Source organism: Nocardiopsis sp. LDBS0036 (assembly GCF_041228755.1).
In the GTDB taxonomy this organism is placed as follows: domain Bacteria; phylum Actinomycetota; class Actinomycetes; order Streptosporangiales; family Streptosporangiaceae; genus Nocardiopsis; species Nocardiopsis dassonvillei.
The window spans coordinates 2,352,989-2,372,303 of the sequence record NZ_CP141103.1; the positions used below are offsets into that span (position 1 = coordinate 2,352,989).

At 74.0% G+C, this 19,315-nt stretch carries 20 protein-coding genes; 5 read left to right on the plus strand and 15 right to left on the minus strand.

Going from position 1 to position 19,315, the window contains the following annotated elements:
* Positions 1–312: 312 nt before the first annotated feature.
* A complete protein-coding gene (locus UIS43_RS09830) occupies positions 313–804 on the plus strand; it encodes an Lrp/AsnC family transcriptional regulator (protein ID WP_013154257.1) in 492 nt (163 codons plus the stop codon).
* Positions 805–813: 9 nt separating this feature from the next.
* Here UIS43_RS09830 and UIS43_RS09835 read toward each other — a convergent pair whose 3' ends face one another.
* The 5 genes from UIS43_RS09835 to deoC form a co-directional block, all read right to left on the minus strand.
* The gene (locus UIS43_RS09835) at positions 814–2,484 is read right to left on the minus strand and encodes a phospho-sugar mutase (protein WP_013154258.1); all 1,671 of its coding nucleotides are present in this window, start codon (positions 2,482–2,484) and stop codon (positions 814–816) included.
* An 11-nt stretch (positions 2,485–2,495) separates the two neighbouring features.
* Entirely contained in the window at positions 2,496–3,293 is a 798-nt protein-coding gene (locus UIS43_RS09840) for a purine-nucleoside phosphorylase (RefSeq protein WP_013154259.1), read from the minus strand.
* Between the two features lie 164 nt (positions 3,294–3,457).
* Positions 3,458–4,420 carry an aldehyde dehydrogenase family protein gene (locus tag UIS43_RS09845; protein ID WP_013154260.1) on the minus strand — a complete coding sequence of 321 codons (963 nt, stop codon included), beginning with the start codon at positions 4,418–4,420 and terminating at the stop codon, positions 3,458–3,460.
* Positions 4,413–5,843, minus strand: coding sequence for an aldehyde dehydrogenase family protein (locus UIS43_RS09850; RefSeq protein ID WP_370013001.1), 1,431 nt, complete (start codon positions 5,841–5,843; stop codon positions 4,413–4,415). Before UIS43_RS09850 ends, UIS43_RS09845 begins: the two co-directional genes overlap by 8 nt.
* 5 nt (positions 5,844–5,848) lie before the next feature.
* Positions 5,849–6,796 (minus strand): deoxyribose-phosphate aldolase, encoded by a 948-nt coding sequence (gene deoC / locus UIS43_RS09855; RefSeq protein ID WP_013154262.1) that lies wholly within the window; start codon positions 6,794–6,796, stop codon positions 5,849–5,851.
* Between the two features lie 410 nt (positions 6,797–7,206).
* On the opposite strand from deoC, the gene UIS43_RS09860 reads away from it, so the two are divergent.
* Entirely contained in the window at positions 7,207–7,791 is a 585-nt protein-coding gene (locus UIS43_RS09860) for an N-acetyltransferase (RefSeq protein WP_071623250.1), read from the plus strand.
* Positions 7,792–7,948: 157 nt separating this feature from the next.
* Entirely contained in the window at positions 7,949–8,635 is a 687-nt protein-coding gene (locus UIS43_RS09865; protein WP_013154264.1) for a hypothetical protein, read from the plus strand.
* Here the strand turns inward: UIS43_RS09865 and UIS43_RS09870 are convergent.
* From UIS43_RS09870 to UIS43_RS09890, 5 genes are all read right to left on the minus strand, one after another.
* Positions 8,613–9,911, minus strand: a complete 1,299-nt coding sequence (locus UIS43_RS09870; RefSeq protein WP_071622492.1) for a heparan-alpha-glucosaminide N-acetyltransferase domain-containing protein — start codon at positions 9,909–9,911, stop codon at positions 8,613–8,615. The genes UIS43_RS09865 and UIS43_RS09870 overlap by 23 nt on opposite strands.
* A gap of 87 nt (positions 9,912–9,998) precedes the next feature.
* Complete coding sequence (locus tag UIS43_RS09875; RefSeq protein ID WP_370013003.1) at positions 9,999–12,056, minus strand: acetoacetate--CoA ligase; 2,058 nt, start codon at positions 12,054–12,056, stop codon at positions 9,999–10,001.
* A gap of 327 nt (positions 12,057–12,383) precedes the next feature.
* Positions 12,384–13,058 carry an HAD family hydrolase gene (locus tag UIS43_RS09880; protein ID WP_013154267.1) on the minus strand — a complete coding sequence of 225 codons (675 nt, stop codon included), beginning with the start codon at positions 13,056–13,058 and terminating at the stop codon, positions 12,384–12,386.
* Between the two features lie 84 nt (positions 13,059–13,142).
* Positions 13,143–13,838 (minus strand): DUF4126 domain-containing protein, encoded by a 696-nt coding sequence (locus UIS43_RS09885; protein ID WP_071622494.1) that lies wholly within the window; start codon positions 13,836–13,838, stop codon positions 13,143–13,145.
* A 115-nt stretch (positions 13,839–13,953) separates the two neighbouring features.
* Entirely contained in the window at positions 13,954–14,199 is a 246-nt protein-coding gene (locus UIS43_RS09890) for a DUF2630 family protein (protein ID WP_013154269.1), read from the minus strand.
* A gap of 293 nt (positions 14,200–14,492) precedes the next feature.
* Between UIS43_RS09890 and UIS43_RS09895 the strand changes: the two genes are divergently transcribed.
* On the plus strand, positions 14,493–14,783 hold the full coding sequence (locus UIS43_RS09895) for a metal-sensitive transcriptional regulator (protein ID WP_013154270.1): 291 nt from the start codon (positions 14,493–14,495) through the stop codon (positions 14,781–14,783).
* Positions 14,784–14,887: 104 nt separating this feature from the next.
* On the opposite strand, the gene UIS43_RS09900 is transcribed toward UIS43_RS09895, so the two are convergent.
* A complete protein-coding gene (locus UIS43_RS09900) occupies positions 14,888–16,264 on the minus strand; it encodes an NAD(P)/FAD-dependent oxidoreductase (RefSeq protein ID WP_013154271.1) in 1,377 nt (458 codons plus the stop codon).
* A gap of 303 nt (positions 16,265–16,567) precedes the next feature.
* Between UIS43_RS09900 and UIS43_RS09905 the strand changes: the two genes are divergently transcribed.
* A complete protein-coding gene (locus UIS43_RS09905) occupies positions 16,568–16,894 on the plus strand; it encodes a hypothetical protein (protein WP_370013005.1) in 327 nt (108 codons plus the stop codon).
* A gap of 49 nt (positions 16,895–16,943) precedes the next feature.
* On the opposite strand, the gene UIS43_RS09910 is transcribed toward UIS43_RS09905, so the two are convergent.
* The 4 genes from UIS43_RS09910 to UIS43_RS09925 form a co-directional block, all read right to left on the minus strand.
* Positions 16,944–17,213: a DUF6510 family protein gene (locus tag UIS43_RS09910; RefSeq protein WP_013154273.1), complete on the minus strand. Its 270-nt coding sequence runs from the start codon at positions 17,211–17,213 to the stop codon at positions 16,944–16,946.
* Positions 17,210–17,944 (minus strand): ferredoxin reductase, encoded by a 735-nt coding sequence (locus UIS43_RS09915; protein WP_071622497.1) that lies wholly within the window; start codon positions 17,942–17,944, stop codon positions 17,210–17,212. Before UIS43_RS09915 ends, UIS43_RS09910 begins: the two co-directional genes overlap by 4 nt.
* Positions 17,944–18,543 (minus strand): sulfite oxidase-like oxidoreductase, encoded by a 600-nt coding sequence (locus UIS43_RS09920; protein ID WP_013154275.1) that lies wholly within the window; start codon positions 18,541–18,543, stop codon positions 17,944–17,946. The genes UIS43_RS09915 and UIS43_RS09920 overlap by 1 nt, the downstream gene beginning before the upstream one ends.
* Positions 18,544–18,720: 177 nt before the next feature.
* Positions 18,721–19,305 carry a TetR/AcrR family transcriptional regulator gene (locus UIS43_RS09925; RefSeq protein ID WP_013154276.1) on the minus strand — a complete coding sequence of 195 codons (585 nt, stop codon included), beginning with the start codon at positions 19,303–19,305 and terminating at the stop codon, positions 18,721–18,723.
* Positions 19,306–19,315: the final 10 nt, after the last annotated feature.

Sequence of the window (19,315 nt, forward strand, 5' to 3'; positions counted from 1 at the left end):
CGTGTTCCGGGCCGCGTGGTGTAGGCGCCGCCGGTCCGGGAAACCACCCCATCCACCGACAGCGTCGACCACGAGTACAGTCGGACTCCCGACGCGCCTCCCCCGCCCGTCGGACCCCGCGCCAGGGTCCCCGCTCCCGTCCTCCTCCGGCGCCGCCCCGCGGCGGCCGGAGGGGGTGCCCGAACGCCGCGCATCTCGCCGACTGAGATTCCGATAGACGGAAACAACGTTTACCTGGTAACTCGTTAGCCCCGGTCAACGACGACAGTGAGGGGCTTCGTCCTGAAACAAGAGCACACGAGGAGCACGCACATGGCCATGGGCGACCAGCGGAGGAACGGCCGGCGGCCGGACACGACCGACCAGACGATCCTGAGCGCGCTCGCCAAGGACGCGCGGACCGGGATCACCGAGATCGCCGCACTGGCCAACGTGTCCCGCGCGACGGCCTACAACCGCATCAAGCGGCTCACCGACGAGGGCGTCATCCGCGGCTACTCCGTGGTGACCGACCACTCCAAGATGGGGCTCGGCGTCACCGCGCTCGTCCTCATCTCGGGCAGCCAGCCGGACTGGCGCGCCAACCGGGAGATCCTGTCCTCCTACCCGGAGATCGAGTACTGCTGGTACGTCGTGGGCTCGGCGGACATCGTCCTCCTCGTCCGCGTGGCCAACACCAACCAGCTCCGCGACCTGATCCTCACCCGGTTGCAGTCGCTTCCCGGTGTGACGTCCACCCAGACGCTCACCGTCATCGACGAGGTCGTGCACCGGCCGGTCGTGGAACCCTCCGACGGCGACTGAGCGGCGCCCTCAACCCCCGACAGCCGCGGTGACCGAGGCCATCAGCTCGGCGAGCAGGTCCGAGCCCAGTGCGCGGGTGGCCGCCACGTCACCGTCCACATCCAGCACCACCTCGACGTAGGCCTTCAGCTTGGGCTCGGTCCCCGAGGGCCTGAGCGTCACACGTCCCCTGCCCTCCAACCGGAAGCGCAGGGCGTCCGTCGGCGGCAGACCCGCGTGTCCGGCGGCGAAGTCGTCCACCCCCACCACCCGCAGGGGACCGAACGCGGCGGGCGGTTCGGCGCGCAACCGCCGCATCGCCGCGGAGATGACCGTCAGGTCCTCCACCCGCACCGACAGCTGGTCGCTCAGGTGCAGGCCGTACCGGCGCGCCTGGTCGTCGAGCAGGTCGAGCAGGGTCGCGCCCTCCCGCTTGGCCCGGGCGGCGAGCGCCGCGGCCACCAGGGCCGCGCTGATCCCGTCCTTGTCCGCGACCGGACGGCCGCCGTCGGCGCCCACGCAGTAGCCCAGCGCCTCCTCGAACGCGAAGACCCGCCGCTGCCCGGGGCCGCCCGCGCGCGCCAGCCACTTGAAGCCGGTGAGGGTCTCCTCGTAGTGCACGCCCCGGTCGCGGGCGATCTTGCCGAGCAGGCTGGAGGAGACGATCGAGGCGGCCACCACCCGGTCGGACCCGCTGGTGTGGTCGAGCACGTACTCGGCCAGCAGTCCGCCCACCTCGTTGCCGGTGAGCAGGCCGTGCCCGGGGACCGCGAGCGCGAGCCGGTCGGCGTCGGGGTCGTTGGCGATGACCAGGTCGGAGCGGTCGGCGGCGCCGGTGGCCAGCGCCATGTCCATGGCGCCGGGCTCCTCCGGGTTGGGGAAGTCCACGGTCGGGAAGTCGGGGTCGGGCTCGAACTGGGCGGCGACCACGGACGGGCGGGGGAACCCGGCCCGCTCCATCGCCGCCAGCAGCACCCGGCCGCCCACCCCGTGCATGGCGGTGTAGGTGGTGGCCAGGTCGCGGTCCCCGCCCGGGACCAGCGCGGTGACCGCGTCCAGGTAGCGCTCCACCGCCTCCTCCCCCAGCACCGTCCACCCCTCGCCCAGCGGCAGTTCGTCGACCGGGCCCACCGCGTCGATGGCGGCGGAGATCTCGGCGTCGGCCGGGGAGACGATCTGGGTTCCCGCGTCGGCGGCGCCGCCCGCCTTGGCCGCCCCCGCGTAGACCTTGTAACCGTTGTCCCGGGGCGGGTTGTGGCTGGCGGTGACCATGATCCCGGCGTCGGCGCCCAGGTCGCGGACGGCGAAGGCCAGGACGGGGGTGGGCAGCGGTCCGGGCATGAGGGACACGCGGTGCCCGGCGCCGGTGAGGACGGCGGCGCTGTCGCGGGCGAAGTCCGCCGAGCGGTGCCGGGCGTCGTAGCCGACGACCACGTGCCCGGGGCCCGCGCCGAGCCAGGCGGCGATCCCCGCGGCGGCTCGCATGACCACCACCCGGTTCATCCGGTTGGGGCCCGCGCCGAGGGCGCCGCGCAGTCCGGCGGTGCCGAACTCCAGGCGGGCCCCGAAGCGGGAGTCCAGGTCGGCCAGCGCGTCGGCCTCGCCCCGGCCGGCGCGCTCCACCAGTCCCGCCAGCTCCGCGCGCGTGTCGGGGTCGGGGTCCTGGGCGATCCACCGTCTGGCCCGGGCGAGGTCGGTCATGGGGGCTCCCCTCAGAGCTTGGCGGTGATGTCGGCGAGCAGGCGTCCGACGGTCGCGGCGGCGTCGCGGCCGGTGGCCAGCACGTCCTCGTGGTCGAGGTTGGCCCCCGTGAGTCCGGCCGCGACGTTGGTGACCAGGGACAGGCCCAGGACGCGGGCTCCCGCGGCGCGGGCGGCGATCGCCTCCAGCACGGTGGACATGCCGACCAGGTCGGCGCCCATGGCGCTGAGCATGCGGATCTCGGCGGGCGTCTCGAAGTGCGGGCCGGGCATGGCCGCGTACACGCCCTCGGGCAGGGAGGGGTCCACCGAGCGGGCCAGCTCGCGCAGGGCGGGGGTGTAGGTCTCGGTGAGGTCGACGAAGGTCGCGCCGGTCAGCGGGGACCGCGCGGTCATGTTGAGGTGGTCGGCGATGAGCACCGGGGACCCCACCGCGTAGGCGGGGTTGATGCCGCCCGCGGCGTTGGTCAGCACGACCGTGGTGGCCCCGGCCGCCACGGCGGTGCGCACGCCGTGCACGACGGCGTCGGTGCCGTGGCCCTCGTACAGGTGGGTGCGGCCCAGGAAGGCGAGCAGGGAGCGGTCGCCCGCCCTGATGCTGCGCACGGTGCCGCTGTGGCCCTCCACGGCCGGGGGCACGAAGCCGGGCAGGTCGGTGGTGGGCAGCTCCTGACCGGAGTCACCGAGCAGGTCGGCCGCGGAGGCCCACCCCGATCCCATGACCAGGGCGACGTCGTAGGCGTCCACGCCGGTGCGCGAGCGCAGTTCGGCGGCGGCCTCCTCGGCGGCTGCCTGGGGTGTGCGAGTCACAGCGGGTCTCTCCGTTCGTTGGTGCCCGGGAAGGGTTCACGGACGCGGTGCCGTACGCGTGATCCTGCTACCCGCGGCGCGTCCGGGCTGCCCGGACGCGCCGGGGGTACGGGATCGTCGCCGGTGGAACCCGTGCGTCACACCGGCCGCGGCCTCGGCTCCCCCTAGATCCCCACGGGGTGCCAGACCGTCTTGGTCTCCAGGAAGGGCTTCAGGCGCGCGGTGCCGGGGTCGGGGTCGAGCCAGGCCTCCTCGCCGCCGTCGGAGCCGGGGCCGGGGCGCAGCACCCGGGTGAGGGTGTCGGCGGCGGCCCTCTCGAACTCCGCGGCCAGGTCTCCGGCGCCGGTCAGGTCCAGGGCGTTGACGTCGGCGTGCGAGGCCAGGTGGGGGCCCAGTTCCGGCACGCGTCCGGTGAGCAGGTTGACCACGCCGCCCGGCAGGTCGGAGGTGGCCAGCACCTCGGCCAGGTCGATCGCGGCCAGCGGCGCGTCCCCGGAGGTGACCACGACGGCGGTGTTGCCGGTGGCGATCACGGGGGCGACCACGGAGGTCAGGCCGAGCAGCGGCGCGTTCTGGGGGGCGAACACCGCGACCACGCCGGTGGGCTCGGGCGCGGAGTGGTTGTAGTAGGGCCCCGAGACGGGGTTGGCGCCGCCCAGGACCTGGGCGACCTTGTCGGTCCAGCCCGCGTAGTACACCCACCGGTCCACGGCGGCGTCGACCACGCGTTCGGCGTCGGCGCGGGAGAGCCCCTGAACGGCCACGGCCTGGGCGGCGAACTGGTCGCGGCGTCCCTCCAGCATCTCCGCGACCCGGTACAGGATCTGGCCGCGGTTGTAGGCGGTGCGGCCCGACCAGCCGCCGAAGGCCTTGCGCGCTGCGGCCACGGCGTCGCGGGCGTCCTTGCGGGAGGCGAGCGGGGCGTTGGCCAGGTGCTGGCCGCTGGCGGAGGTCACGGGGTAGCTCCTGCCCGATTCCGAGCGGGGGAAGGCCCCGCCCAGGTAGAGCTTGTAGGTCTTGCGGACCGCCAGCCGGGCGGGCGCGGCGGCGACGGCCGTGCCCTTCGCGGCCTTGACGGCCCTGGCCGCGTTCTTGGCGGTCTTCCGGTTCTCGCGCCGCTCAGCCAAGGTAGGCCTCCAATCCGTGCCGCCCGCCCTCGCGGCCGTATCCCGACTCCTTGTAGCCGCCGAAGGGGCTGGTCGGGTCGAACTTGTTGAACGTGTTGGACCAGATCACCCCGGCGCGCAGGCGCTCGGCGGTCCAGAGCATGCGCGAGCCCTTCTCGGTCCACACCCCGGCGGAGAGGCCGTAGGGGGTGTTGTTGGCCTTGGCCACGGCCTCCTCGGGGGTGCGGAAGGTCAGCACCGAGAGCACGGGGCCGAAGATCTCCTCGCGGGCCACGCGGTGGGACTGGCTGACGCCGGTCAGGACGGTGGGCGCGAACCAGTAGCCGCTCGCGGGCAGCTCGCAGGCGGGCGACCAGCGCTCGGCGCCCTCCTCCTCGCCGGTGTCGGTGAGTTCGCGGATGCGCTCCAGCTGCGCGGCGGAGTTGATCGCGCCGATGTCGGTGTTCTTGTCCAGCGGGTCGCCCAGGCGCAGCTTGGCGATGCGCTCCTTGAGCCGGGGCAGCAGTTCCTCGGCGATCGACTCCTGGACCAGCAGCCGCGAACCCGCGCAGCACACGTGGCCCTGGTTGAAGAAGATGCCCGAGACGACGCCCTCGACCGCCTGGTCCAGGGCCGCGTCGTCGTAGACGATGTTGGCGCCCTTGCCGCCCAGCTCCAGGGTGAGGCGCTTGCCGGTGCCCGCGACCGAGCGGGCGATCTGGCGGCCCACCCCGGTGGAGCCGGTGAAGGCCACCTTGTCGGCGCCCGGGTGCTCCACGAGGGCCCGGCCGGTCTCGCCCGCGCCGGTGAGGATGTTGACCACGCCCGGGGGCAGGTCGGCCTCCTGGCAGATCTCGGCGAAGGCCAGCGCGGTGAGCGGGGTGGTCTCGGCGGGCTTGAGCACGACGGTGTTGCCGGTGGCCAGCGCCGGCGCGACCTTCCACGCGAGCATGAGCAGCGGGAAGTTCCACGGGATGACCTGGGCGGCCACGCCCAGCGGGCGCGGGTCGGGGCCCAGCCCGGCGTGGGCGAGCTTGTCGGCCCACCCCGCGTGGTAGAAGAAGTGCGCGGCGACCAGCGGCAGGTCGACGTCGCGCGTCTCCTTGATGGGCTTGCCGTTGTCCATCGACTCCAGCACGGCCAGCTCGCGCGAGCGCTCCTGGATGATGCGGGCGATGCGGAACAGGTACTTGCCGCGCTCCGCCCCGGGCATCGGCCCCCAGACGGTGTCGAAGGCGCGGCGGGCGGCGGCGACGGCCCGGTCCACGTCGGCGGGTCCGGCGACGGCGACCCGGGCGAGCTCGGTCTCGTCGGCGGGGTTGAGGGTGGTGAGGTACTCGCCGCCCTCGGCCGGGGTGAAGGCGCCGTCGACGAACAGCTCGTAGTTCTCGCGCAGGGTGACGACGGAGCGGGACTCCGGTGCGGGCGCGTACTCGAAGATCACGGCTCTCAGTCCAGCGTGTAGTAGTCGGGGCCCGGGTAGGTGCCGGTGGACAGCCTGGTGCGCTGCATGAGCAGGTCGTTGAGGAGGCTGGAGGCGCCGATCCGGAACAGGTCGGGGGTCAGCCAGTCGGGACCGGCGACCTCGTTGACCAGGACCAGGTTGCGGATGGCGTCCTTGGTGGTGCGGATGCCGCCCGCGGGCTTGACGCCCACGCGCCTGCCGGTGGCGGCGTGGTGGTCGCGGACCGCCTCCAGCATGACGAGGGTGACCGGCAGGGTGGCGGCCGGGGACACCTTGCCGGTGGAGGTCTTGACGAAGTCGCCCCCGGCCCGGATGGCCAGGTGGGAGGCGCGGCGCACGTTGTCGTAGGTGGCCAGCTCGCCGGTCTCCAGGATGACCTTGAGGTGGGCGGTGCCGCAGGCCTCCTTGACGGCGGCGATCTCCTCGAACACCTTGAGGTAGTCGCCGGACAGGAAGGCGCCGCGGTCGATGACCATGTCGATCTCGCTGGCGCCGTCGGCGACCGCGCGGCGGGTGTCGGCGAGCTTGACCTCCATGGGCGCCCGGCCGGAGGGGAAGGCGGTGGCCACCGAGGCCACGCCGACCCCGGTGCCGCGCAGCGCCTCGACGGCGGTGGCGACCATGTCGGGGTAGACGCACACGGCGCCCACGCGGGGCACGGTGGTGTCGGCGGGGTCGGGGTGGGCGGCCTTGGCGCACAGGGCCCGGACCTTGCCGGGGGTGTCGGCGCCCTCCAGGGTGGTCAGGTCCACCATGGTGATGGCCAGGTCGATGGCCCGGGCCTTGGCGGTGGTCTTGACCGACCGGGTGGACAGGTCCTGGGCGCGGGCTCGCGCGCCGACCTCGTCCACGCCCGGGAGGCCGTGCAGGAACGCGCGGAGTTCGCGGTTGGTCGCCGCCTCGGGCGCGAATGCGGTGTGGGGCACGGGCACCTACAGCTCGTCGGGTCGCTGGCCTGCCCGTCCGCTGTGGCCAGCGGAAACGGGGCTCGCGGCGCGGCGCGCGGGGAGTTCTTCCCCCCGGGCCGGGCCGTCAGGCAGTCACCCTAACGCCGGGCGGAGCCGCCGTCAGCATCCGTCCGGATCGAGCCGCCCAAGGTTGGAGGAGCCTCCAACGCCTGCTCTGGTTTTTCGTCGTCCTTTCCTCCAATCCGGCACGGAAAACCCCCAGAAAAGGACATCCGTACTGTTCTGCCACCGCCGGGACGGACACGCGCGGTCTAGACCGGACCACTCCCTTTTGGCTACGTGGGCGGGATGCGAGACTGGCCCGAATCCTCCTCTCGGCCCGCCCCGCCGGTCCGGGAGCCGGAGGAGCGGACCCCGAGGTGACGGGAGCGGTGATGTCGGCCGGAGAGCGGAGCGAGCCACGAGCGGGCGGGACGGAGCCGGTGCGCCTGGTGAGGCTGGACCGGGCCACGCCGGAGGCGGGCCTGCTGCGGGAGACCGTGCTGCGTCACCGCCTGCCGCCCGGCCAGCGCGGCCACGTGCGGCTGCCGGTGACCACCCTGCCCGCCGCCGACGCCGACCCGGCGCGCACGCCCTTCGCCGTCGTCGGCCCGGGAGCCGTCGCCGACGCCGCCGGGGCGCGGGCGGCCTGCGCGGGCTTCGGCGTGCTGGACCGGGCCGTGCACGCGCGCGACCTGGTACCCGACCCGGCGCGGGCGGTGCTGCTGCGCGCCTTCTACGTCACCACCGCCTGGCAGAACCGGGGCGTGGGGCGGGCCGTGTGCTCTCCGCCGCTGCTGGACCGGTTGGCGGCGCAGGTGGCGCCGGAGGCGGCCGAGCTGGTGCTGTGCGTGGACGAGGCCAACCACGCGGCGGCCCGCGTCTACGGGCGCGCCGGGTTCGTCTTCACCGGCCGCCGCTTCGTGGACGCGGCGGGGGGACCGCAGCTGGTGATGGCCCGCCCGGTGGAGCGGGGCTGAGCGGGGTCAGGGGGTCCGGCGCGGTCCGGGCCGGGCGGGAGAGGGGCGGGGGCGGCGGTCCGGCGAGGAGCCGCCCGGGACCTGCCGGGCCCGCTGCCGGGGACCGCCCTCTCCCTGTCCGCGCAGGCCCGGGGAAGGGCTCGTCTAGGCTGGGGACATGGCGGAGTTCCGGATCAGCAGCGATGACGAGCGGGTCGACCTGCGCAGGATGGCGGTGGCCCTGGCCGAGTCCCAGGGGTGGGCGCGCGAGGAGGTCAGCGTCTGGGACAACCGCCGCGGCGAGGTGATCGTGACGGTGGACGACTCCCTGCTGCGCAAACCGGAGGCCGACCCCCTGCACCGCACCCGGCACACCCCCCGCGACGTGCACGACGCCTGCGAGACTCTGCGGCGTGAGGAGGCGTCCCTGCGCCGCGTGGACTTTCGCGTGCTGCGCGACGAGACCGCGCGCTTCTTCTCGGCCGGGTGGACCGTCGCCGACGCCCTGCACGCGCTGGGGCACCGTCCCGACGGCGTGCCCTGGCCGAGCGGCCCCGACTACCAGGGCACCGACTGGCTGCACGCCCGCCTGAAGGCGTGGCGCACCCCCGACGGCGACATCCGGCCCTCCAGGTCGCAGGAGGAGGCCCAGCTTCGGGTGATCAGCAGGGCGGGCCTGCCCATGGACATCGGCCTGCCCGAGGACGCCGAGGTCGCGCAGCGGCCCGTGGCCAGTCCGGCGGTCGCGCGGTCGGCGGCCGACGACGCGCGCAGGCTCATGCGCCAGAACGCGCGGACCACCACCGACTCCCTGGCCCACCGCGACCGCACCTCGGCCAGGATCACGCGGGGGGACCGTCGCTAGGACGGCGGGGAAGGCGCCCGTCGGCGGCGGATCTTCGCTCCTCCACCAGGGCGACCACGCCGTCGGCGGCCTCGCCCAGGAGGAGTTCGGCCGGTCCCCTGCCCGCCGTCAGCCGCCACAGGGTGGCGAAGACCAGCGCCCCCAGGACGAAGCCCTCCAGCAGCCACGGCTGGTGCCAGCCGATCCCGCCGGAGGCGGCGATGACCACCGCCAGGGCCAGGATGTGTCCGGTGTAGACGGTCAGCGGCATCCGGCCGACCGAGGTCAGCGGGTACATGAGGACCCGGAAGCGGTCGCACAGGAACATGCACACCACCAGCACCACGAGCCCCTGACCGACCGCCTCGGCGATCTCGAAGGTGGTGCCGGTGTGGGGCGTGCCGACCGCCAGCCACCACCAGGAGTCGGTGGGCACCTGGCCCGAGAGCGACTGCGTCTCCTCCACCACCGCGGCGCGCACCAGGGCCGCCGTCGCCTCGTCGGCCACCTCCCCGGAGGGCAGGCCGGTCAGGGCGGGGCCGCTGGCCCGCACCAGGCGGTCCATGCCGCCCATCGGGCCGAGCAGGACCCAGGAGCCGAGGTGGCCGAGCAGGAGCAGGGCCGCGCCGGAGGCCAGCAGGCGCAGCCGCACCGCGGTGGCGGCCAGGTCCAGCCGCCCCAGCGCCATCCCCGCGGTCACGAAGGCCATGAAGGTGATCGCCGGGTAGTAGCCGGTCAGGAGGAACTCGCTGAGCGAGGCCAGCGAGGACGTGCGCGGCGAGGGCGGGAAGACGTTGTCGCGCAGCAGGAACGAGAGCGGCGGGCCGAGCACGGCCAGGGCGCCCGCCACCGTCCACAGCGCACCCGAGCGCAGTTTGAGCAGGGGCAGGGCCAGCACGAAGAAGCCCGCGTAGTAGGTCAGGATGATGGCGACCGGGACCCCCATGAGGTCCAGCACCAGGCCCAGCACGCCGATGAGCGCCGCGCGGGTGAGGATGCGCACGACGGCCCCGCGCAGGCGGTCGCCGCCGACCGGGTCGGTGCGCCCGGTCATCATGGCCAGGGAGGTCCCCGCCAGGAGGGCGAAGAGCGCCGAGGAGTTGCCGCGCACGACGCCGTGCACGTCCCAGGCGTAGCCCTCGGGCGACAGCAGCCCCATGGACTCCACCCCGAGGTGCACGACGAACATCCCGAACACCGCGAGGGCGCGTGCGGCGTCGATGCCGTCGATCCGGTCCCGGCCCGAGGACGGGCCCGCGGGGGCGGCGGAGGTCTCGCCGGACTGGTTCTGTGTCACGCCCGTCAGGCTATGCCGTCGCCCGCGCGGCAACAACGGGCCGGGGCACGTGGCCGTCACCGGCCACGTGCCCCGGCGCGGTCGCCGTCAGCCCGTGTTCTCCCGCTCCCCGGCCAGGGTGCTGAAGAAGTCGAGCGCCGCGGGGTTGGCCAGTGAGTCGCGGCTGGCGACCCGGTCGGGCCGCTCCCCCATGAGGATGCGCTTGACCGGCACCTCCAGGACCTTGCCCGACAGGGTCCGGGGCACCGCGCCGATGACGCGGACGCGGTCGGGCACGTGGCGGGGCGAGCAGTCGGTGCGGATGCGGCGGGCGATCTCCCGGGGCAGGTCGCCCTCCAGGTCGGCGCCCTCCCGCAGCACGGTGAACAGCTCGATCCGGGAGGAGCCGTCGGCCTGGGGCACGTCCACGACCAGCGCGTCGACGACTTCGTCCAGAGCCAGGACCGCGCGGTAGATCTCGCTGGTGCCCATGCGCACGCCGCCGCGGTTGATGGTGGAGTCGGAGCGGCCGTAGATGACCGCGGTGCCGCGGTCGGTGATCGCGATCCAGTCGCCGTGCCGCCAGACGCCCGGGTAGACGGAGAAGTAGCTCTCGCGCAGCCGCTCGCCGCTGTCGTCGCCCCACAGGAACAGCGGCATGGACGGGGCGGGCTCGGTGACGACGAGTTCGCCGACCTCGTTGACCAGCTCCTTGCCGTCGGGGTCCCAGGAGGCCACGGCCATGCCCAGGGCCCGGGACTGGATCTCGCCCTCGTGGACGGGCAGGGTCGGGGTGCCGCCGACCAGGCAGCTGCACACGTCGGTGCCGCCGGAGGTGGAGAACAGCCACAGGTCCTCGCCGAACTCCTCGTAGACCCAGGAGAAGGCCTCGGGGCTGAGCGGCGAGCCGGTGGAGCCGATGGCCTTGAGCGCGGACAGGTCGCGGCCCCGGCGGGGGTGGACGCCCTCCTTCATGCAGGAGGAGAGGAACCCGGCGCTGGTGCCGAAGACGGTGACCCCGGCCTCGGCGGCCAGGTCCCACAGGGCGCCCAGGTCGGGCTGGGGAGTTGCTGCGGCCGAAGGCCGTCCGTTGAGGGTGGTGGAGGGCGACGGGTGGGCGGGGCTGCCGTCGTACAGGACGATGGAGGCCTTCGTCAGCAGCACGCTGACCAGGAAGTTCCACATCATCCAGCCGGTGGTGGTGAACCAGAACACCCGGTCGTGCTCCTGGGCGTCCAGGTGCAGGTGGAGGTTCTTGAGCTGTTCGAGCAGGATGCCGCCGTGCCCGTGGACGATGGCCTTGGGCAGGCCGGTGGTTCCGGAGGAGTAGAGCACCCACAGGGGGTGGTCGAAGGGGACGGACGCGAACTCCAGCTCGGCCCCTGCCCCGGACTCCTCCAGACGACCCCAGGGCAGGGTGCCGTCGAGGAACTCTCCGGGGTGGAGGTAGTCCAGGAGGACGGTGTGCTCGACGGTGGGCAGGGCCGCGCGCAGCTCCTCCACGACGGGGCGGCGGTCGAAGTCCTTGCCCCCGTAGCGGTAGCCGTCCACGGCGAGCAGGACCTTGGGTTCGATCTGGGCGAAGCGGTCGATGACGCTGCGCACGCCGAAGTCCGGGGAGCAGGAGGACCACACCGCGCCCAGGGAGGCCGCGGCGTAGAAGGCGGCGACGGTCTCGGGCAGGTTGGGCAGGTAGGCCACGACGCGGTCGCCGGGACCCACGCCCAGTCCGCGCAGGCCGGCGGCGATGGCGGCGGTGCGGCGGCGCAGGTCGCCCCAGGTCCACTCGCCGAGTCCGCGCAGTTCGGTGGCGTGGCGGATGGCGACGCGGTCGTCGTCGCGGCCCTCGAAGACGTGCCGGGCGTAGTTGAGGGTGGCCCCGGGGAACCACTCGGCTCCGGGCATGGTGCGCTCGCCCAGGACCCGCTCGTAGGGGGTCTCGGAGCGCACGCCGTAGTACTCCCAGACCGACTCCCAGAAGCCGTCGACGTCGGTGACCGACCAGCGCCACAGGGAGTCGTAGTCGAAGGACGCGGCGGAGGCGTCGCCGAAGGCCCGGACCCCCTTCTCGCGCTCGGCCCATCGGGCGAACGCGACGATGTTGGAGGACGCGGCCCTCTCCTCGTCGGGCTTCCAGAGCACCCGGGGCACGCTGTTCTCCGTCATTGGCCCGCCTTCCCATTCGCACTGTGTTCCGCACGGCGTGTTGCCGACCGCGTGTTGCTGTGAGACCCATCTAACAACACCCCATGACGGCGGCGACGGCCCGGCCCCCGGGGTGACGGGGGCCGGGATGCGGGTCGAGTGCGCAGGTCACCGCTGGGAGGGAACCGGTGTGTGGAACCCACTGGCGGGCGGTCGCGCGGGCGTGGGCGGTCACCGTTGACAGGGGCCGGAGGCGGGCGGGAGAGCCGGTGACCGGACCTTTGCGGGGCCCGCGCGGGCGCGGTGCTCCGGGCTCCGGGCGCGCGGGGCCCGGGCCCGGCGGTCGCCTCAGGCGCCGCGCAGCGCGGCCACCGCGGCCGCCGGGGAGTCGACCACCGGGGAGCCGGTGGCCTCCAGGCGGGCGCGGGACATCAGGCCGCTGGTGACGAGGATGGAGCGGGCCCCGGCCTCGCGGGCGGCGCGGGCGTCGTCGTCGATGTCGCCGATCAGCACGACCCGGGCCGGGTCGATGCCCTGGTGTTCGAGGTGGCGCACCAGGTGCTCGGCCTTGGAGTCGTCCTCGGTCTGGAACTGGCGGCCGTCCACCCGGGTGAAGTGCCCGGTCAGGCCGCGCTCCTCGATGAGGGGCACCAGGTGGTCGTGGGAGGCCATGGACAGCAGGGACTGGGTGCCGCCGCCGCGGGTCCACTCCCGGAGGACGTCGGGGACGCCCGCGGTGAGTTCGCAGGAGGGCAGCAGCTCCTGGTAGCTGCTGTCGTAGTGCCGCTCCGCCCGCTCCCACTCGCCCTCCTCGAAGGCCCGGCCGAGGAGCTCCTCGTAGCAGGGGATGAGGGGGCGGCGGAAGACGGAGCGCCAGTGGTCCAGCTCCACGGGGTCGCGGCCGAACAGCTCGCACACGGCGTTCACCGCGGCGAGGTTGGCGTGGTTGTCGTTGAGGAGGGTGCCGTTCCAGTCCCAGACGATGTGGGTGCTGTCGTGTCGGTCGAAAGTCGTCTCAGCCATTGACCGCACTTTACGGGCACCGGCCCCGGTCGGGGAATGCGTCGTGCGCCACCCCTGCCCGGCCCCCCGCGCACGCCGGGCCCCTCACCCGGGGTGGGACTCCCCCGCCGGGTTCGCGCCCTCCGCGCCGGTCCGCGCGCCCGCGTCCGCGCCCTGCGGCCCGGTTCCCCGCGCCTCGCGGCGTTCCCGGCGCAGCCGCCGCCCGCGCCGGGCCGCCCACACGCCCGCCGCCACCATGAGCGGGAACACGACGAGGACGAGGACGGGCACCAGGAGGGCCAGCAGCGAGGTGACGAAGCTGACGACGTCCTCCAGGAAGGAGGTGACCGGGGCCGCGCACCCGAGGGAGACGGAGTTGGCCACCGGCCGGGCCAGGGACTTGACCGCGTGGAAGGCCAGGGAGACGACCACGCCCGCGACCACCGCCCACCAGGAGACCCCGTCCCCGCCCGCGGCGGCGCCGGAGGCGGCCCCGGTGATCTCGCCGAGCTCCACCGCGGAGGCCCCCGCGCCGAAGGTGATACCGCCGGAGGTGGGCCGCACCACGGTCTGGAGGACGTCGTTGAAGCTGTCGACCGCGGGGATCTTGTCCGCCGCGAACTCCACGACCAGCAGCACGGTGAGGACCACGAGGGTGACGGGGTGCTCGATCCACTGCCAGGACTCTCCCAGCGGGACCAGGTCGGTGAAGCGTGCGAGCAGTCCGACGAGGAGGAGGGGGATGTAGGCGTTGAGCCCGGCCGCGGAGGCCAGGCCCAACCCGGTCAGTGTGGTGAGCATGCGCTTCCTTCTGTGCTCCCGGCGTGGGGCGCCGTGCGGTCATGCGGTCACCGCCCGGCACCGCTGTACCCGTGTTGACGCTCGCGGAGCACGCGGGGTTTTCGGTTCGGCCCCCCTACTGCCGGTAGTTCTCGACCTCGGAGACCGGGCGCGGCTCGGCCTCGTCGGGGTCCTGGTCGAACTCTTCGCGGGCCCTGCGCTGGCGGAGCAGGTCCCAGCACTGGTCGAGCGCCTCCTCGACCTGCTTGACGCGGGCGCGCTCCCGCGGGTCCAGTCCCCCGGCGGTGGAGCGGAGCGCGTGCTCCTCGTCGATCAGTCCCCGGATGGTGGCCATGATGTCGTTCTCGGCGCTGTCAGTCATACCGCCATGGTCGGTTCGGGGCGGGGCCGCGGGCAAGGGCCACCACCCCCGCGTTGCCCAGAGCGGACCGGACGTTTACGCGCGGTGACGGTCCCCGCGCACGGCACGCGCGCGCCTCCGGGCGGGGCGACCGGTCCCCGTTCGTCTGGGAAACTCCTACTACGACCGCGTCGGCGGTGCGGCGCGCGCCCGCGGGGGGCGCACCGGCGGAATGCGTTCCCGACCCCCGCCGTTGGATACCACGAGGGGGTATGGTAATGGCATCTGAGCAGGAACGACACGGAAGCGGGAGCATGGCTGCGACCCACGGTTACAGTAACGACAAGCAGAGTCACATCAACCGGCTGCGCCGTATCGAGGGCCAGATCCGCGGGTTGCAGCGGATGGTCGAGGACGACCAGTACTGCATCGACATCCTGACCCAGACGTCGGCGGCCAACAAGGCACTGCGGTCCTTCGCGCTGTCCATGCTCGACGAGCACCTCAAGCACTGCGTGTCCAACGCGGTGGCCAACGGCGGCGAGGAGGCGGACGAGAAGGTCCGCGAGGCCTCAGAGGCGATCGCCCGCCTGGTCCGTTCCTGACCCCGTCGCCCCCGCGCCCGCGCCCGACCGGCCGCGGCGGGGCGCCGCGGCCGGTCGGCGGGGCTCTGCGGTCCGGACTCCGGCGGAGCCCGGACGGCTCCCGGTCAGTGCACGCCGTAGCGCGCGTGCAGGTTCTCCAGCAGGCGCGCGCCCTCCCGGCGGGAGCCCTCCGCGTCCAGGTAGTCGACCGACTCGTTGGCCACGAACGAGGACGGGCGCCCGCCGTCGGCGAACCCCAGGCGCGAGGTGTCGCCGCCGGTGGCCTTGCGGATCCCCCAGTTGGCCAGGATGCGCGCCCGCGCGGTCGCGGAGGGCACCGCCATCAGGTGGTACCCGCGGGTGACGCCCAGCGCGGGCAGCCCGCTCAGTTCCAGCTGCATGACGCGCGCGAGCGCGTCGTTGCCGCTCAGGTCCACGACCAGCCCCATGTCCCGGTGCCGGAACTCCTTCATCGGGCGTCCCAGGACGGACGAGACGACGTTGTCGGCGACGGTGGCCGCCTGGCGCGTGGCGTACTGGGCGGTCGGCGGGCAGTAGTCGCTGTCCTCGTGCGAGAGGTTGGGCACCGCCGCGGCGTCGCCGACGGCGAAGACGTCGTCGAGGCCGGGGACCCGCAGGTCGGCGCCGACCTCCAGGCGCCCCTTCTGGGTGGGCTTGTCCAGGGTCGCCATGAGCGGGCTGGGTGAGACTCCCGCCGTCCAGATGAGGGTGCGGCAGGGCAGGGCGCGACCGTCGGTGAGCACCACCTTGTCGTCGGTCACCTCGCGCACGCTCACCTTGAGCTTGACCTCGACGCCGATGGAGCGCAGCAGGTCGAGCGCCTTGCGGCCGAGGCGGTCGCCGAGTTCGGGCAGCACCTTGGGCGCGATGTCCACCAGGTGCCAGCGGATCACCGAGCGCAGGTCCGGATAGCGCTTGGCCGCCTCCTGGCACAGGCGCATGAGCGAGGCCGCGGTCTCGACGCCGGTGTAGCCGCCGCCGACGACGACGAAGCGGCAGCGCTCCTCGCGCTCGGCCGGGTCGCGGCTGTCGTTGGCCAGCTCCAGCTGGGCCAGGACGTGGTCGCGCAGGAGCACCGCCTCGGCCAGCGTCTTGGCGCCGTAGGCGTGCTCGGCCAGACCGGGGATGTCGAAGGCGCGGGTGACCCCGCCGGGCGCCAGGACCAGGCGGTCGTAGCGGACCGGGGCGAGTTCGCCGGTGGGGCGCCGTACGACGACCACGCGGTCCCCCGGATCCACGCCGACGGCGTGCCCGGGGACGAACCGGGTCTGCCGGGTCAGCCGGTGCACCGACATGGCGACCGACTGCGGCGTGAGCAGTCCGGAGGCCACCTGCGGCAGCAGGGGGCTGTAGAGCATGTAGTCGTGCGGCGCGACGAGGGCGATGTCCGCCGCCCCCGCCGGGATGCGGCGTTCGAGGTGGCGCAGGGTGTGGAGACCACCGAAACCCGCGCCGACCACCACGATACGAGGCCGAGACATAGACAGCGCTCCTTCTGACGTGTCGTGGGGCGGGACGGCTGAGTGCGTCCGTTGGGCCGTTGGACGCAGCACTACCCACAAGACCGCGGCCAATGTATGGCCGGGTCGGCGGATCCGGGAGCCGCCACCCGTGACCTGCCGGGGACTTTGCCCGCCGTTGGCGGCCCCTGGGGAGGGCCGGGGCGGCTCCCCGAGCCGGTCCGAAACACCCGTGCGGGGGGAGTTCGTGATTTCCGTGACTTTCTGTAACAAGATAATCACGTCATGCATTGACACCCGACACGAAGGGAGTCGTGAGCGCGTATGCGTGCGTTCACCAGGATCACCGCCGCGACGGTGCTGGCCGCCGGACTGACCGTTGCCGGGACGGGGGCCGCCGTGGCCGCCACCGCGGACCAGGACGACTCGCGCCCCGGAGGGGTGCTCGGTTTCCTCTTCGACGGCGTCTTCGGGGAGGACTCCAAGCCGCCGGTGGTCAACGAGGACCCGGAGGCCCCCGCCGAGGAGGCCCCTGAGGCTCCGGCCGAGGAGGCCCCTGAGGCTCCGGCCGAGGAGGCCCCCGCGCAGGAGGCCCCCGCGGCTCCGGCGGAGCAGAGCCCGGACACGGGCGGCGCCACGGGCGGCGTGTAGGGCGCGGACGTGGTGCCGGGGCGGGCCGCGGGGCCCGCCCCGGACCCCGTCAGAGCCCGAGCCGGATCCGGACGACCCCGGTGCCGCCCAGGTCCAGCCACACGCTGTCGGGGGTGCGCACCAGCCGCAGGACCAGGGTCCGGCACCGCGGGCAGCTCGCCACCAGGCCGGGCCCGTCCGTCGTCACGTACAGCTCGGCGAAGGTCCCGCACGCCCCGCACACCGAGCAGCGGCGCTCGGCCGAGGTCAGGTCCACGGACATGATCTCCGACAGCGGTCCGGCCAGCACGTTGGCGTCCATGTGCTCCGGTTCCCTCATCCGCCACCTCCACCCGAGCCGAAACGCTCGGTACGCACCCGCCGGGGGTCGTGCCCCAGCGCCACCAGGGCGTCGGCCGCCGTCTCCACGAAGCCGGTGGGCCCGCACACGAAGCACACCGGCGCGAACTCGGCGGGGAAGCCGTGGGTGTTGAGTTCGGCCACGCCCAGCCGTCCCGGCCCCCGGACCGCGCCCTCGGGCGCGCGGCGCGTGTAGGCCAGGAACACGTCGACCCCTCCGTCGCCCGGCCGGTGCGCGCCCAGCTCCCCCCGGTAGTAACGGTCCTCGGGGGTGCGCAGCGAGTACAGCACCCGGAACAGGGCCCGGCCGCCCGTCCGGCGCCGCTCGCGCACCATCGCCATCAGCGGGACCACGCCCGAGCCGCCGCCCACCAGGACCACCGGGTCGGGCGACGCGGCGTCCCACACGAACCAGCCGCCCAGCGGACCGCGGACCTCCACCCGGTCGCCCGGCGCGAACACGTCCACCAGGTAGGGGGAGACCTCCCCGCCCTCCACCCGCTGCACGGTCAGCTCGACGCGCTCGCCGTCCGCGGCCGAGGCGATCGAGTAGCCGCGCTGGGCGGTGTAGCCGTCCTCGGCGGTCAGGCGCACGTCCACGTGCTGGCCCGGCCGGTGCCCGGGCCACCCCGGCACCTCCAGGACCAGGGTCCTGGCGCTCGCGGTCTCCCACCGGTCGGCCACCAGTTCGGCGGGCCGCCAGGCCGCCATCAGTCGCCCTGGTAGCGCTGTTCGCGCCACGGGTCGCCGTAGTCGTGGTACCCGGCCTGCTCCCAGAACCCGGGCTCGTCCTCGTCGAGCAGCCGCAGCCCGCGCACCCACTTGGCCGACTTCCAGAAGTACAGGTGCGGGACCAGCAGCCGGGCGGGCCCGCCGTGCTCGGGGGCCAGCGGTTCCCCGCCGAAGCTGTGCACCACCCAGGCCCGGCCGTCGGTGAGGTCCTGGAGCGGCAGGTTGGCGGTGTAGCCGCCGTGGCTGACCGCCAGGGCGTACTCGGCCGCGGTCTCCACGTCCTCCAGGAGGGTGTCCACGCTGACGCCCGCCCAGTCGGTGTCCAGCTTGGACCAGCGGGTGACGCAGTGGATGTCCACGCGGAGCCGTTCCTGGGGCAGGTCCAGGAACTCGTCCCACGTCCAGGAACGCGTGCCGCCCGCCTCGTCGGCGATCGCGAAGGTCCATTCGGCCGTGTCCACGTGCGGTGTGGGACCGGCCGACAGGACGGGGAAGTCGTGGGTCTCGTACTGCCCCGGGGGCACACGCGAGGGGTCGCCTCCCCTGCGCCCCTGGAAACCCCTGCTCACCACGTTCATGGCGCTCCTCCTCTCCGGTGCCTGGCGCCCTGTCTACCCGGCGGCGGGTCAGCGCAGGGCATGACCGGCGCCAAATCCCGGGATGGGCCGTCGGGGCACGGCGGGCGGGAGCGCCCGGTACCGGAGGAGCACGCGGGTACGGGGGAACGGCGGCCGGAACCGGCTCGGGGCGAACGCTCAGTCGGGCTCGGCGGCGGGGACCGTCAGGGCGGCCCGGCCCATCTCCAGCAGCAGCCGCGCCATGTGCCGCCGCGACAGCTCGCCCCGGCTGTGCGGGGTGGAGTTGAGGAGCCCGAACACGGCGTGCACGGCGGCGCGCAGGACGGTGGCCGAGGCGTCGGGGCGCAGCTCGCCGAGCACCCCCACCCACTGCTCGACGTAGCCGCGCTGGAGGCGGCGCACCCGGCGCCGGTCGGCGTCGGTGAGGTTGCCCAGCTCCCGGTCGTGCACCGTGATCAGGTCGGGCTCGTCCAGGGCGAAGGCGATGTGCCCGCGCAGCAGGGCCTCCAGCGCCTCCTCGGCGCCCGACGCCCTCGCCACCAGCTCGCCGCCCTGGCGCGCCAGGCGTTCGCTGATGTCCACCAGCACCGCGCCGAGCAGCGCCTGCTTGCCGCGGAAGTGGCGGTACAGGGCGGGCCCTGTCGTGCCGACGGCGCGGCCGAGGTCGTCGATGGACACCCCCCGGTAACCGTGCTCGGCGAAGAGCCGCGCCGCCGCGCCCAGGAGCGCCGTGCGCCGCTCGCCCGCGGGTCTGGCCCCCATCCGGTCTCCT